Source organism: Pseudomonas sp. M5, assembly GCF_016907075.1.
In the GTDB taxonomy this organism is placed as follows: domain Bacteria; phylum Pseudomonadota; class Gammaproteobacteria; order Pseudomonadales; family Pseudomonadaceae; genus Aquipseudomonas; species Aquipseudomonas putida_E.
On the sequence record NZ_JAFBBH010000001.1, the window covers coordinates 617,650 to 630,800 of the forward strand.

Consider the following 13,151-nt stretch of genomic DNA (forward strand, 5'->3'; position numbering starts at 1 on the left):
TCGGTGGATTGACCGTCAGCGAAAGACCGCATTTTTGCAAGCAGGTTCACTGCTGGGGGTAGGAATTGTCTGCAGGATGTTGCAAAGGGCGGGCTAGAGCGCCTCGGCGAACAGGCTGCTTCGCCTGTCGGAAGCGGCCTGTTCGCGGGATCGTCAAGGGCCTGGAAAAAACTCTGAAGTGACTGCCGTTATGCGCCACGACAGGGAAGCTGCTCGATGTACTCGGCAATCCTGCGCCGCAGGCCGTGATCCGCCTGTCGCAGGAGTACATCGAACAGCACACGGCTGTAGTGGCTGAGCACTGCGTTGCTGGCGTAGCTGCACGGGCTGAACTGCCACTGCTCCCTCACGGCCCGTTCAGCCGCCGCCAGCATGTTGGCGGGAATGGTGCTGCTGGCATGAAGCGGCGTGACATGGCTGCGTGCCCTGTAGGCAAGCGCGCCGTGCACCGCGCCGTCGACAAGTGACCAGGCAGACGCTACTGGCAGCATACCGAGCAGTTGCGCGACAACCCGCTCGGCCTTTGCGCTAGCTTCGAACGGCAGGCCATGCGCAGCGCAGCGCGAAGCAATGCAGGCAAACACCTCTTCAATCGCCAAGGTTGTGATTGCCTCGCTGAGCTCTTCGCGCCACTCGGGCCGGGGGCCTGCGCCCAGCAGCTCAAGCAGCGCGCGATGCAGCGGCGCCAGGCGCGTACGTTGGTGCCCGTGCAGGCTTACATTGACCACCCAGTACACTTTGTCACGCCATGCCTTGGGCGTTGGGTCATTGCTGAAACATACCGGCGGCGAATCAGGGTCGACCAGCAGGATCAGGTCTTCTTGCAAAGCCTGCAGCAGGTTTGCATCCATGGTCTTGGACGGGCTGAGACATTCATCGCCAGTGGGATGCTCTGCCGGGAGCAGGCGGTCAAGCTGTTTGTCCATTCGCACCTCGAGCAGGGCCAACAGTTGCAGCTTGCGGGTTATCGAAAGGCTGCGCAGAGGTATCGGCCGGCGTCTGGCCAGTGACCAGTGCTCCCTTATGCGTTGGCGCTGTTGTGCTTGCAGCTCCAGCCTGGCCTGTTGGCGCGCCGCCAGGCACGGTTGGCACGCGCAATCGCGGCGCCACTGGGTACGCCCGGGGAAGTAATGGCGATGCTCGCAGGTTTTGCAGAAGGCCATGTTTTCGTGGCTGCTCGAAGCTGTGCGGCTTTTACGCCGTTCATACAGGCTGGTTTTGCAGTAGGGGCAACGCAGGGCGGCGCAGGGCAGGGGCGGGAACGCCTTGATCAGGCTGCTGGGTGCCACGTCAATGGCGTAGCGCTCGAGCAGGTGTGCAATCTTTTCACCGCTGATGTATTCGTTGTACAGCGCCTCGACCTGTTCAGCGGTAAGGTGCTGCAGCTTTGCTTGGAAGTCCGACAAACCTGAATCTCCCTGAAAAAAGTCGGTTATAGGCCGCTTTGGAGATGATCGTGCTTGCCGGATGGATAAGTGAAGCGTGCAAAGACTCGATAATTCTCCGCTGCGTGTAGGGATTTTCTGATTTGGCCAGGCATCGGCAATCACTGCGCTTGACGCACTCCGATCAAGCGTGCGCCCCGCCCATCGTCGTGCCGTGCCCAGGGGCTAGACTGAAAGGTCCCGGCCTATCCCTGGAGCCTTGCCATGACTGCCAAGAACACGATTTGCCTGTGGTTCGATCACGACGCGCAAGACGCTGCGAACTTCTACGCCAGCACTTTCCCCGACAGCAAGGTAATCGCGGTGCATCAGGCACCGAGTGATTACCCCTCAGGCAAGGCGGGTGATGTGATCACGGTCGAATTCACCGTCATGGGCATCCCTTGCGTGGGGCTCAATGGCGGCAAGGCGTTCAGCCACTGCGAGGCATTTTCGTTTCAGGTCAGCACTGAGGACCAGGCCGAGACCGACCGACTGTGGCACGCCATCGTCAGCAATGGCGGACAAGAAAGCGTCTGCGGCTGGTGCAAGGACAAGTGGGGAATATCCTGGCAGATCTGCCCAAGGATCCTGATCGAAGCCATCGGCAACCCGGACCGGGCGGCGGCAAAGCGGGCGTTCGAGGCGATGCTGGACATGGGCAAGATCGATGTGGCCGCAATCGAGGCGGCGTTGCGCGGCTGACCGTCAGCGCAAGGCGCGATCAGGTCATGCCTGTGTCATTCGAATGATCTGCCGAGCACAGAAGGCCCCGGTAAGAATCACGCCAAACAAGCGCAAGGTCTGCATCGCCAGCACCAACCCGACGTCGGCATGCGTCTCGACCGCGATGATCGCCATGGCATCCAGCCCCCCGGGGCTGGTGGCCAGGTACATCGACAGAAAGTCGGTATCCATGGCCATTGCCAGTACCCAGGCACAGGCGGCACACAGGATGATCAAGGCCATGGCGCCGGCAATCATCGTCGGCAAGCGCTTCCACACATAGCGCACGGTCTGCCGGTCAAAGCGCAGGCCTATGTAGCAACCGATGGCGCCATAGGCGAAGGCCAGCAGCGGTGCGGGCAGTGTGATCGTCAGCACGCCGCCCAGTTGCAGCGCACCGCCGAGCAACAGCGGCATCAGCAGGGCGCCGGCCGGCATGCGGCTACCCACCAGCATACCGAACAGCACCACGCCAACGCTGAGTGCCGTGTCGAACAGGGTCGGGCTTTGCATCACCGCCGGTGAACTGGCCACGGCGCCGTTGCCCGGCGTAGCGCCCAGCAGGTGGCTGACCAGCGCACCGATCATCACCACGCACACCACCCGCACATATTGCATGGTCGCCACCACCCGGGCGTCGGCGCCGTTTTCTTCGGCCATCGATACCATGGCCGAGGCCGCACCGGGCGCGGTTCCCCACGCAGCCGTGCTGCCAGGTATGCCACCGAAACGCACGGTACCGAGCCCGACCAGAGCGCTCAGGGCAACGGTGATGAAGGTGGCCACCAGCATCATGTGCCAGGAGTGCGCCATGCAGACCAGCACAGCCCAGGTCACCGAGTGTGCGACCAGCAGGCCAACACAGCCTTGGCCGAAGCGGAACACCTGGCGGTGCATGCTCAAGCGTGCTCCGGATACGCCAAACGCAATGGCTACCAGCATGGGGCCGAGGAACAAGCCGGCCGGTACGGCCATGGCATGCAGCAGCTGGCCGCAGGCACCGGCGCAGGTCAGCAGGGCTAACCACAGGGTGGGGGTTCTGGAAGAGCCTGGGAGGGCAGTCTGCAACGGGGATACTCCTTGCGTAGCGACAACGCGGGCTGGCAACGCCAGCGCAGAAAATTATCGACTGCGTAATCGATCAAGTCTATTTTCTACTTTTGATGAATCCATAACTGAAATTCATGAATCATGGACCTGCGCGATCTCACCTACTTCGAAACCATCGCCGAACTCGGCCATCTGGGCCGAGCCGCAGAAAAGCTCAACCGCAGCCAGCCGGCACTGACCAAGAGCATTCAACGGCTTGAAGAGTCGCTGGGCACCCGGTTGTTTCAGCGCGACGGCCGCCGCATCAAACTCACCGATGTCGGCAAGCTGTTGCTGGCACGGGGCAGGCAACTGCAGCTGAACATCGCCGAAACCGAGCGTGAGGTGCGCGATTTTGCCAATGGGCTGGTGGGTAACATTCGCCTGGGCTGCGCGGCGAGCATGGCCGACCACTTGCTGCCCCACCTGACCGCCGCCTTGCTCGAGCGGGCGCCTGAGGTAACCCTGAAGCTGTCTATCGCGCAGGACGATGTACTCAAGGAGTCGCTACGGGCGGGGCGCCTGGATGTGATCATTTCGCCGCAGCTTGCCGATGACCCGCAGTTCACCACGCATGCCATCCTTGAAGATGAGGCGATCGTGGTGGCCAGCGCCGAGCATCCGGTGTTCTGCGGGCCCATCGAGCTAAAGGACCTCTGCCAGTACCGCTGGGTGCTGGCAGGGCCGACCGTTACAGCGCGGCGCTGGATCGACAATGTATTCATCAGCCACCAGTTGCCGGCGCCGCAAGTGCAGGTGGAAACCAACGCTATTTCACTGTTGCCACGGCTGATCGCCCGAACGCGACTGCTCAGCTTTGTCGCACGGGAAACGCTGGAACACGGGTTGGGGATGACGTGGTTGCGCGAGGTGCCTCTGCAGCAAACCACCATGCGCCGGACCGTGGCGGTGTCCGTGCGCACCGACGGCTACCTGTCGCCGGCAGCCGGGGCGCTGGTAGCGCTGCTGAAGGAAAAGGGCCCAAGCTTCTTCGAGCGGGATTGAACTGCTTGCGCGGCGCAGGTGTTGCCGCGCTGCCAAGCGTGGGCCATGGATGCTGGGTCAGGCCACTGGTATGGTCGGGTCCGCCGCCGCCAATGCTGCCTGACGGTCCGTGGCCGCCGGCGGATAAATCCAGATCGAGTTGATCTGCGACTTCAGCACCTTCGCTTCGGCCTTGTCCGTGGGCGGGGAAACCGTGCGTTCCCAGCCTTCGGTGTATACCGCGCCCCAGGCACCCAGGTCGAGGCAGGTCACATACTTGGGCTGGCTGTAGGGCATGGGCGCCACGCCAATGAGTTCGGCCACAGCGTTGTTGCCCGCGTAACGCCCGAGCGGGATGGCATGCTGGCAGGACATCACCGCGTAGTTGCCCGCCTCATCGCAGGCCGCGTAGGCCACGTCACCGGCGGCATACACCGCCTCATTGCCCTTGACCTTGAGGTTGCCATCCACGTGCAGGCGGCCTTGGCGGTCGCGTTCGCCGCTGATCTGCTCGGTCAACGGGTTGGCCTTGAAGCCCACGGTCCAGATCACTGTACCGGCCTCGATGCGCTGGCCGTTGTCCAGCAGTACGCCTTCGGGGTCGACCGAGGCCACGCTGGCCGCGCAGATCCATTCGATACCCAGTGACTCGCAGGCCTGCTCGATAGAGGGGCGAATGCCGTCGCCCAAAGCTGCACCGATTTTCACGCCGCGGTCGACCACCACCACGCGCAGCCGTGCCTGCTCGCCAAGGATATTGCGCAAGCGCGATGGCAGCTCGGTCGCGGTCTCGATGCCGGTGAAGCCGCCGCCCGCCACTACCACGGTATTGCGTGCAGGGGTGTCGGGCAGGTTGGCCAAGGACTTGAGGTGGGCCTCAAGGCGTGCGGCACTGTCGATCTTGTCGACATCGAAGACATGTTCGATGCCGACCATGTCCGGGCGGTTGAGAACGCTGCCGCAGGCCATGATCAGGCGGTCGTAGGGCAGGCTGCATTCGGTGCCGCTCTGGGTGCGGTAGCTCACACGCTTGCCGGCTTCGTCGATGTGGAACGCCGTGCCCTGCACGAAACGCACACTCACCGCCTCGAACAACGCCTGCAACGGCGCAGCCATGGTGTGCACGTCGGGCTCGTAGAACCGTGGGCGCACATGCAATTCGGGCTGAGGCGCGAGCAGCGTCACCTCGATATCCGTACGGCCATGCAGGTCCAGTTGGCGGACAGCGCTCAGGGCGCTCCACAGGCCGGCGAAACCTGCGCCAATGATCAGGATGTTTTTCATCGTTGTGCTCCTGGAAGGTCCGGATAGAACAAGGTAGCCCTTGTTTGCGATCAACGATGCTACGGGCGACGAAGCGCGGGCCCTAGGCCAAAGAACCCTGAATTTCGGCCAGCGGCACGCTGCGGGCGAAGCGCGCACGGTAGTCGCGCGGGGTGACGGCCAGGTGGCGCTGGAAGGCAAGGCGCATGCGTTCTTCGCTACCGAAGCCGCACAGGCGGGCGACCTGCTCGATGTGGCTGTCGGTGTTTTCCAGCTGGCGCCGGGCCGCCTCCAGGCGGAACACCTCGATCGCCTTGGCCGGTGTGCGGCCGGTCTTCAGTTTGTACACCCGGGTGAAATTGCGCAGGCTCATGTGCGCCTGTTCGGCCAGGCACTCCACGCTCAAGCGTGGGTCGCCCAGGTTCTCATTGAGCCACAGGTGCAGGGCTTCGAACTCCGCGCAGTCCTGGCCTTGCAGCTTGAGCAGTTCGCTGAACTGCGCCTGGCCGCCCGGGCGCTTGAGAAACACCACCAGTTCGCGAGCCACCTGCATCGCGACGTCGCGGCCGCAGTCCAGCTCGACCAGCGCCAGTGCCAGGTCGATCCCTGCACTCACACCCGCCGAGGTCCACAGGGTACCTTGCTGAACGAAGATCGATTCGTGGTCGACCTGCACGGCCGGGAAGTCGCGCCGCAACACCTCGCACATGGCCCAGTGGGTGGCAGCACGACGGCCGTCGAGCAGGCCGGCACTGGCCAGCAGGAACGTGCCGCTGCAGACCGATGCCGTGCGCCTGGCGTGCTGGCTGGCGCGGCGCAGCCAGGCCACCAGCGGACCGTGCTCGGGAAGGCTGCGGATGATGTCCGGCGCGCCGGGTACGATCAACGTGTCGACGGCCTGGGCCATGGCATCATCCAGGCGCTCGGTGGCCACCACCAGGCCTTCGGCGGTTGGCTGCAGGCCACCGTCGAGGCTGGCAGTATGCAGGCGGTAGCCGGGCAGGCCGCGCTCGGCCATGGCCTTGGTGGCTGCCCAGAACACGGTCTGCGCGCCGCTGAGGTCGAGCAGGCCCATGGCGGGGTAGGCAACGAAGACCACCACCCGAGGCTGGTCGACGGGTAACAGGGGAGGGTCGAGTTGCCCTGCGATATCGGTCATGGTGTGGCCTGATTGAAACGAAAAGTGGCGCTTGACTATTGGGTCACCGGGCGCCCCAAGGTATGAGTTGGTCGCGCTGTGCAACGTTACAGGGAGGTTGAGTCAGGGTGAACGCCCGAGCCCGTTCCAGAATATCTGTACTGTTGCGCAAGGCCGAAGCCTAACTGTGCCGGTCCAGCATGTGCAAATGGCTTTATGCTGTAACGAAATATGTCTAGAACGCCTGAAGAAGGAAGCTGCAATGCCGCTCAAGGACCTGCTGATTGCCCTGGTAGTGATCGTCGCCTGGGGAGTCAATTTCGTGGTCATCAAAGTGGGCCTCGATGGCCTGCCGCTGATGCTGTTGGGGGCGTTGCGCTTCTTGCTGGTTGCGTTCCCGGCGATCTTGCTGGTCAAGCGGCCGAAACTGCCGTGGCGCTGGCTGATCGCCTATGGCGCCACGATTTCCCTGGGGCAGTTCGCCTTCCTGTTCCAGGCCATGTATAGCGGCATGCCGCCAGGCCTGGCGTCACTGGTGTTGCAATCCCAGGCTTTCTTCACCCTCGGGTTCGCTGCGCTGTTTCTGGGTGAGCGCTTGCGCTTGGCGAGCCTGCTGGGTTTGCTGGTTGCAGCCAGCGGGCTGGCGCTGATCGGCAGCGAGGACAGTGGCCACGTGCCGATGGTGGCGCTACTGCTGACCTTGTGCGCAGGCGCAATGTGGGGCATGGGCAATATCATCACACGGCGGTTTGGCTCGGTCGACCTGGTGGCGCTGGTGATCTGGGGCGGGCTGATCCCGCCGCTGCCGTTTTTGGCCCTGTCGTGGTGGCTGGAAGGGCCCGAGCGTATCGGCCATGCGCTGGCCAATATCGGCTGGAGCTCGGTGCTGGCGCTGATCTACCTGGCGTTCGTAGCCACCATGCTCGGCTACAGCTTGTGGAGCACGCTGCTGTCGCGGCACCCGGCGGGTAAGGTCGCGCCGTTTTCGTTGCTGGTGCCGGTGATTGGCTTGAGCTCTTCCGCCTGGTTGCTGGGTGAGCGGCTGACGGCAGTGCAGGGGTGGGGGGCGCTGTTGGTGATGCTCGGGCTGCTGGTCAATGTGTTCGGACCCAAGCTTGGCCAGCGGTTACGGGCTGCGAGCGCTCAATAATGGTTGTGTAGAGCCGTTCGGCCCTCTCCCGGGTAAACCCGAAGGGCCGATGCTTTGTTAGACTCGGGCTCTTTTGTCACGCCACCGGAGCCTGCGATGATCATATCCACCACCAGCCAGCTCGAAGGCCGGCCGATTGCTGAATACCTTGGCGTAGTCAGCTCCGAATCGGTGCAAGGCATCAACTTTGTGCGCGATTTCTTTGCACGCTTTCGCGACTTCTTCGGCGGCCGCTCACAGACGCTGGAGGGCGCACTACGCCTCGCCCGCGAGCAGGCAACCGAGGAACTGAAAGCACGGGCACGGCAGTTGCAAGCCGATGCAGTGGTGGGTGTGGATTTCGAAATCAGCATGCCCTCAGTGCAAGGCGGCATGGTTGTAGTGTTCGCCACGGGCACCGCTGTGCGCCTGAAATAACGGCATTGTGCCACTTGTCGGCTCCGGGTGGTTTGCCCGAGCAGTCCGTAAATGACCGGCTAGTCTCACTTTCACAGGCTGCGTTTTTCCAGGCAAAACCCTTCACTTGCCGGCGCGGTCGCCACTGAAATGGAGACAGGGCATGAGTGAGTCCTTTTTCGAAGACATGAATGATGCGTTCCCCATCAACAGCCAGGTGCGCTGCGGTCAGGCAGCGTTTCGCCTGGGCTTTGCCCACATGACGCTGGATGATTCGCAGCAGCTGCAACCGGCACATCTGCAACGCAGCAAAAAGGGCCGCTTCACGCCGAGGGTTGCCCCGAGAAAGTGACCCCGTTCACATAACCCCGCACCCTTCGCGGGGTTTTTTTGTTCCTTGTTTGATCTTGCTCATGGTAACGCTGGGTTGTGCTCGCCGAATCGATGCAGCTGTGGTCTTCTGCCTGGGGATCTCAGTAAAGGAGCACTGTTTGCATGCGGGTCAGGGAAGAAGCTTACTGGCAGTGGGCCGATGCGCAATTGCACTGCCGCAGCCACGATGAAGCACTGAGCGATGGCACCACCATCGATGTACAGGTGCGCCTGTCACGGCTGGGCGCCACGCAACTGTTCCTAGGGCTATACGGCCAGGACGGCAAAGCGTTGCTGGAAGAGTATTACCCGGCACGCCCGGGTGAGACCATGACACGTGCTTTGGTATGGGGCGTCGAGCGGGCCAGGGCGCTGGCGATTGGCGCATTGGCATTGCCGCAGCGACAGCGTCGCCAGGCATGAAAAAGCCCGGCCTATGCGGGCCGGGCTCAGGAAGTGGTGTGGCAGCTCAATGAAGGGTCAGTTGAGCGGCTCGATCACCTTGACTGCCTGCCGCTCACGGGCGGCGGGCCATTCTTGTTGCAGGGTCTGCAGCACGCGGCCAACGAACTCGGTGTCGGCGGCGGCCTTCTTGCCGACGTAGCCCTGGCCACGGCGGTAGACCTTGAAGCGGGCACGCATGCTGGGCAGGTGCTCTTCGAATTCATCTTCGATGGTGTTCGGCGGCAGGCGGTCGAGGCGCACTTCGCCGGTTTGGCTGACCCACAGCAGGTGGTCGTCGAGGCTGTCCTTGCGCATGGCAAACAGCTGGGCCAGTTGGTCAATTGTGGGATTGTTGTTCAAGTTCATCATAAAGCCCCCATTACCCATTTTTGTTGGTGATTTTCACAGTTGGCGCTACAGCATGTAGCGCACTACCAAGGCTGCTACAGCAGCATCGCAACAGGGGCTTTCTCACGCTGCCTTTTGGACAGTTCCCTCTCCACGGACGGCCTGCGTTACCGCGCAGGCCATCTGGAACACCCTTGCCACCGCTCCCGATCAGGGAGACGGCTTCATCATGCCCAAGCGCGATGAATGGCGTCAACCGTTTTGTAGTGAATATTTTTTTCCACTACATCTTGTCGGACAATCCTGCTCGGGGTGCCTTTCAGCGGTCAATGCCGGAGAGGATCCGGTAGGCCGCACGCACGCGTTCTTCGTTGGGATAATTGCGGTTTGCCAGAAGAACGATGGCCTTGCCTTCGGCCGGAATGAACGCGGCATAGGCGCCAAAGCCGCCCGTGGCGCCGGTCTTGTTGTACCAGGCCTGGGGCAGGGCGGGGCGTGTCGGGTTCAGACGCTGGGTGGCCTGAGGCTCCCGAACCATCCGTGAACCGTTGCCATCGACCAGCGTATCGAGCGCTGCGGGGTAGGGGTAGCGTTCCCATCCCAGGCCTTGGGTCATTGCACCGACCTGGAAATAGCCCGCCTGGGTAATGGCGGCCGCATTTCTCAACGCAGGCGACAACTCGGCTGGCTGCATGTGCAGGCGCACGTAGCGCAGCAGGTCGCTGGCGCTGGTCTTGATTGCGTAGGCCTCATCGGCATATGGGCCCGGGCTGACGTGCACCGGCCGGTTTTGTGCGTCATACCCTTGGGCATAGAGGCCCTGCGCGCTGGCAGGTACCTGCAGGTAGGTGTGTTTCAGGCCCATTTGTGGCAACAGGCTTTTGGTCATCAGTTCTGCGAATGGCTGCTGCTGCGCGCGTGCTGCCAAGTCGCCGAACAGCCCCAGGCTTGGGTTCGAATAGCAGCGCTGGGTACCATGTTCAGCACGGGGCTTCCAGGTTCGGAAGAACTCCAGCGCTTGCTCGTCAGTCTGGACAGCGTCAGGGAACTGCAGGGGCAGGCAGTCGGCGCTGTACGCCCCCAGTTCGAGCACACTGGCTTTACCCAGCGACGTGCCGGCAAGGGCTGGCTGGTAGCGTTGGGCCGGTGCGTCGAGATCAAGCTTGCCTTCGGCGCTGGCCAGCGCGGCAAGGGTAGCGGTGTAGGTTTTGCTCAATGAACCGATCTCGAACAGCGTATCGGCGGTGACGGGTTTGTTGTCGGCCTTGCTGGCCACGCCGTAGCTGAAGTAGTGCGCCTGGCCGTTTACGTACAGGCCTACGGCCATGCCGGCGATGTCCTGGTCATGCATCAGTGGACGGATGATCTCGTCCACCTGGGCCTGCAGGGGATCGGCTGCGTTTGCCGTGGCGGCGATCAACGCCAGCGCGGTAGCTGCAATGAGGGGAGCGAAGTGCATGCAAAGATCCTTTTCAGTCTGTGTCCGTTGAGCGACACCGGTGGGGGTTCCAGCGTTAGCGGGAAAAAGCCCAAGACCTTATCGTCTGTCATTGCACAACGACAAGACGGAAACTGTTATGAAGTATTTGCGCATGTTGTTCGACAACTTCACCCTGGCCTTGCTCGGGGTAGTGCTGATCGCCACCGTGTTGCCCTGCTCTGGTAATGGCGCGGTGTATTTCGGCTGGTTGACCAACCTGGCCATCGGTCTGCTGTTCTTCCTGCACGGTGCCAAGCTGTCGCGCGAGGCGATTATCGCCGGTGCCGGGCACTGGCGCCTGCACTTGCTGGTGTTCTCCTGCACCTTCGTGCTGTTCCCGTTGCTCGGCCTTGCCTTCAAGCCACTGTTCGTGCCGCTGGTGGGCAACGAGTTGTATCTGGGCGTGCTCTACCTGTGCGCCTTGCCCGCCACTGTGCAGTCGGCCATCGCCTTCACATCGTTGGCCCGCGGCAACGTGCCAGCTGCCATTTGCAGTGCAGCGGCGTCCAGCCTGATCGGGATCTTCCTGACGCCGCTGCTGGTGATGCTGCTGTTGGGGGCTGGGGGCGATACCGGGTCGGGCCTGGATGCAGTGCTGAAAATCACCCTGCAGCTGTTGGTGCCCTTCATCGCCGGGCAGATTGCGCGGCGCTGGATTGGCGCATGGGTCAAACGCAATGCGCGCTGGCTCAAAGTGGTGGATCAGGGCTCGATCCTGCTGGTGGTCTACACCGCGTTCAGCGAGGCGGTAGTGACGGGCTTGTGGCACACGGTATCGCCGCAGCACCTGGCGGGCTTGTTCGCCGTATGCGGGATTCTGCTGGCGGTAGTGCTGTACGGTACCCGCTTGCTGGGCAAGGTGTTGGGCTTCAGCCTGGAAGACCGCATCACCATCCTGTTTGCCGGCTCCAAGAAGAGCCTGGCCACAGGTGTGCCAATGGCGCAAGTGTTGTTCGTGGGCAGTGGCATCGGCGCCATGATCTTGCCGCTCATGCTGTTCCATCAAATCCAGTTGATGGTGTGTGCGGTGCTGGCGCAGCGGTATGCCAGCAGGGTGGAAGAGGGTGAGGGGGCTACTGCTTCCTCCTGATGAGACCGGTGAAGGCTAACGAGCCTGCCCCGAACTGCGCTGGCGCAAGGCCTTGCCGACCTCGGCCTCGATCTTGTAGGCCGGCTCTTCGAGCGCCTCGTAATTGCGCGTATAGCGACGGGCGAATTCCTCTACCCCCAGTTCCTGATACTGCTGCACATGCTTGAGCTCATGCGCCCACAGTGCCACGTTGTCCTCTGCATCACTGGCATGGCGGAAGATGATCGTGTCGATCAGCGTCACCGCATTCACATCCGGGTTCTGCAGCAGGGCATTGGCGGCGCTGATCTGCTGCTCGTCCCCAACCCGATAGCGCGCTGCATCGAGCACGGCAAAGTCATACCAGCCCTCAAGCTGGGCTCGGATGTGCAAGGGGATCGGTTCACTGCCGTTGGCGGTAGCTTCATCGCGGGCCTGGCGCAAGGCGAAGGCCAGGCTGCTGGAGGCCATGACCTCGACGTCCTTGAGCACCTGGCCGGCCTGGCCAAGGTCGATCGGCGCGCAGAAGCAACCCATCAGGCAGACCTGATACTGCCCTGGTGGGCAGGCCTGCTCGGCCGAGGCCGTAGTGCTCAGCAACATTGCACACAGCAGGCTAGCAGCTCTCATTCAGAGCCCTTTCGACGCAACTTCGATTGGCTTGCAGAAGCTGGGTCTGGACCGACTCGCTGGCCAGCATGCGCCCGACCACCAGCGCCCCGACACACTGGCTGATCAGCACCCAGGCCAGGGCTTCATCCTCCAGCGTCTGGCTCCACGCACTGTGCAGGCTCACCAGCCAGTGCTCGGCTTCTTCACGCACCGGCCGTTCGGCGCGGGCAATCTCCACGCCCAGTGGCGGCAGCGGGCAACCGCCTTCGGGATTGTGCAGGTGCGCCAGGCTCAGGTACTGCTGCAGGCAGCGCACCAGGCGTTCGCGGCTGGCGCCCTGATTGGCCAGGCGTGCCAGCGGGCTGTTGCAAAGCTCTTGGCGGACCACTTCGGTAAACAGGTCGTCCTTGGACGGGAAGTGGTTGTAGAAGGCGCCGCCGGTCAGGCCGATGGCTTTCATCAGCCCGGCCACGCCGGTGCTGGCAAAACCGCCGCGCTTGGCCAGCGCACCGCTGCTGGCTAGCAGCTTGTCACGGGTTTGTTGCTTGTGTTCAGTTGAGTAGCGCACCTGAAAAACCTCGCGGGCGGGCTTGACGATGCCGGTGATCGTAACATAGCGTTCGTTTACTAAACGATCGTTCATCAATTGAGGTGCG

Annotated in this window: 15 protein-coding genes; 7 read left to right on the top strand and 8 right to left on the bottom strand. The window is 62.6% G+C overall.

The window, feature by feature from the left end; genetic code table 11:
* Positions 1-188 precede the first annotated feature (188 nt).
* Positions 189-1,406, bottom strand: coding sequence for a hypothetical protein (locus JOE27_RS02885; protein ID WP_204917815.1), 1,218 nt, complete (start codon positions 1,404-1,406; stop codon positions 189-191).
* Positions 1,407-1,649: 243 nt separating this feature from the next.
* Between JOE27_RS02885 and JOE27_RS02890 the strand changes: the two genes are divergently transcribed.
* On the top strand, positions 1,650-2,129 hold the full coding sequence (locus tag JOE27_RS02890) for a VOC family protein (RefSeq protein WP_046785456.1): 480 nt from the start codon (positions 1,650-1,652) through the stop codon (positions 2,127-2,129).
* A gap of 24 nt (positions 2,130-2,153) precedes the next feature.
* Here JOE27_RS02890 and JOE27_RS02895 read toward each other — a convergent pair whose 3' ends face one another.
* The gene (locus tag JOE27_RS02895; protein WP_204917817.1) at positions 2,154-3,218 is read right to left on the bottom strand and encodes an AbrB family transcriptional regulator; all 1,065 of its coding nucleotides are present in this window, start codon (positions 3,216-3,218) and stop codon (positions 2,154-2,156) included.
* A 123-nt stretch (positions 3,219-3,341) separates the two neighbouring features.
* Here JOE27_RS02895 and JOE27_RS02900 point away from each other — a divergent pair, with 123 nt between their 5' ends.
* The gene (locus JOE27_RS02900; RefSeq protein WP_115275047.1) at positions 3,342-4,244 is read left to right on the top strand and encodes a LysR family transcriptional regulator; all 903 of its coding nucleotides are present in this window, start codon (positions 3,342-3,344) and stop codon (positions 4,242-4,244) included.
* Between the two features lie 57 nt (positions 4,245-4,301).
* Here JOE27_RS02900 and JOE27_RS02905 read toward each other — a convergent pair whose 3' ends face one another.
* Entirely contained in the window at positions 4,302-5,507 is a 1,206-nt protein-coding gene (locus tag JOE27_RS02905; RefSeq protein ID WP_204917819.1) for an NAD(P)/FAD-dependent oxidoreductase, read from the bottom strand.
* A gap of 82 nt (positions 5,508-5,589) precedes the next feature.
* On the bottom strand, positions 5,590-6,645 hold the full coding sequence (locus JOE27_RS02910; protein ID WP_119688927.1) for a DJ-1/PfpI family protein: 1,056 nt from the start codon (positions 6,643-6,645) through the stop codon (positions 5,590-5,592).
* 241 nt (positions 6,646-6,886) lie between these two features.
* Here JOE27_RS02910 and JOE27_RS02915 point away from each other — a divergent pair, with 241 nt between their 5' ends.
* The 4 genes from JOE27_RS02915 to JOE27_RS02930 all read left to right on the top strand — a co-directional run bounded on the left by JOE27_RS02915 (position 6,887) and on the right by JOE27_RS02930 (position 8,965).
* Complete coding sequence (locus tag JOE27_RS02915) at positions 6,887-7,774, top strand: EamA family transporter (RefSeq protein WP_204917821.1); 888 nt, start codon at positions 6,887-6,889, stop codon at positions 7,772-7,774.
* A gap of 96 nt (positions 7,775-7,870) precedes the next feature.
* The gene (locus JOE27_RS02920) at positions 7,871-8,191 is read left to right on the top strand and encodes a YbjQ family protein (RefSeq protein ID WP_012314237.1); all 321 of its coding nucleotides are present in this window, start codon (positions 7,871-7,873) and stop codon (positions 8,189-8,191) included.
* Positions 8,192-8,333: 142 nt separating this feature from the next.
* Complete coding sequence (locus JOE27_RS02925; protein ID WP_115275044.1) at positions 8,334-8,522, top strand: hypothetical protein; 189 nt, start codon at positions 8,334-8,336, stop codon at positions 8,520-8,522.
* 143 nt (positions 8,523-8,665) lie between these two features.
* Positions 8,666-8,965, top strand: a complete 300-nt coding sequence (locus tag JOE27_RS02930) for a hypothetical protein (protein ID WP_115275043.1) — start codon at positions 8,666-8,668, stop codon at positions 8,963-8,965.
* 57 nt (positions 8,966-9,022) lie between these two features.
* On the opposite strand, the gene JOE27_RS02935 is transcribed toward JOE27_RS02930, so the two are convergent.
* Together JOE27_RS02935 and ampC are read right to left on the bottom strand one after the other, a co-directional pair.
* The gene (locus JOE27_RS02935) at positions 9,023-9,355 is read right to left on the bottom strand and encodes a hypothetical protein (RefSeq protein ID WP_012314240.1); all 333 of its coding nucleotides are present in this window, start codon (positions 9,353-9,355) and stop codon (positions 9,023-9,025) included.
* Between the two features lie 298 nt (positions 9,356-9,653).
* Complete coding sequence (ampC, locus tag JOE27_RS02940) at positions 9,654-10,793, bottom strand: class C beta-lactamase (protein WP_204917823.1); 1,140 nt, start codon at positions 10,791-10,793, stop codon at positions 9,654-9,656.
* A 118-nt stretch (positions 10,794-10,911) separates the two neighbouring features.
* Here ampC and JOE27_RS02945 point away from each other — a divergent pair, with 118 nt between their 5' ends.
* Complete coding sequence (locus JOE27_RS02945) at positions 10,912-11,904, top strand: bile acid:sodium symporter family protein (protein ID WP_115275041.1); 993 nt, start codon at positions 10,912-10,914, stop codon at positions 11,902-11,904.
* A gap of 15 nt (positions 11,905-11,919) precedes the next feature.
* On the opposite strand, the gene JOE27_RS02950 is transcribed toward JOE27_RS02945, so the two are convergent.
* Both JOE27_RS02950 and JOE27_RS02955 read right to left on the bottom strand, forming a co-directional pair.
* Positions 11,920-12,513: a DUF4157 domain-containing protein gene (locus tag JOE27_RS02950; RefSeq protein ID WP_115275040.1), complete on the bottom strand. Its 594-nt coding sequence runs from the start codon at positions 12,511-12,513 to the stop codon at positions 11,920-11,922.
* Positions 12,500-13,063, bottom strand: coding sequence for a TetR/AcrR family transcriptional regulator (locus tag JOE27_RS02955; protein WP_046785657.1), 564 nt, complete (start codon positions 13,061-13,063; stop codon positions 12,500-12,502). The genes JOE27_RS02950 and JOE27_RS02955 overlap by 14 nt, the downstream gene beginning before the upstream one ends.
* Positions 13,064-13,151: the final 88 nt, after the last annotated feature.

Bases quoted from the DNA above. Each gene is read 5' to 3' on its own strand.
- JOE27_RS02935 (WP_012314240.1), bottom strand. From the start codon at position 9,355: ATGATGAACTTGAACAACAATCCCACAATTGACCAACTGGCCCAGCTG.
- JOE27_RS02910 (WP_119688927.1), bottom strand. From the start codon at position 6,645: ATGACCGATATCGCAGGGCAACTCGACCCTCCCCTGTTACCCGTCGAC.
- JOE27_RS02900 (WP_115275047.1), top strand. From the start codon at position 3,342: ATGGACCTGCGCGATCTCACCTACTTCGAAACCATCGCCGAACTCGGC.
- JOE27_RS02890 (WP_046785456.1), top strand. From the start codon at position 1,650: ATGACTGCCAAGAACACGATTTGCCTGTGGTTCGATCACGACGCGCAA.
- ampC (WP_204917823.1), bottom strand. From the start codon at position 10,793: ATGCACTTCGCTCCCCTCATTGCAGCTACCGCGCTGGCGTTGATCGCC.
- JOE27_RS02945 (WP_115275041.1), top strand. From the start codon at position 10,912: ATGAAGTATTTGCGCATGTTGTTCGACAACTTCACCCTGGCCTTGCTC.
- JOE27_RS02925 (WP_115275044.1), top strand. From the start codon at position 8,334: ATGAGTGAGTCCTTTTTCGAAGACATGAATGATGCGTTCCCCATCAAC.
- JOE27_RS02915 (WP_204917821.1), top strand. From the start codon at position 6,887: ATGCCGCTCAAGGACCTGCTGATTGCCCTGGTAGTGATCGTCGCCTGG.
- JOE27_RS02930 (WP_115275043.1), top strand. From the start codon at position 8,666: ATGCGGGTCAGGGAAGAAGCTTACTGGCAGTGGGCCGATGCGCAATTG.
- JOE27_RS02920 (WP_012314237.1), top strand. From the start codon at position 7,871: ATGATCATATCCACCACCAGCCAGCTCGAAGGCCGGCCGATTGCTGAA.
- JOE27_RS02905 (WP_204917819.1), bottom strand. From the start codon at position 5,507: ATGAAAAACATCCTGATCATTGGCGCAGGTTTCGCCGGCCTGTGGAGC.
- JOE27_RS02950 (WP_115275040.1), bottom strand. From the start codon at position 12,513: ATGAGAGCTGCTAGCCTGCTGTGTGCAATGTTGCTGAGCACTACGGCC.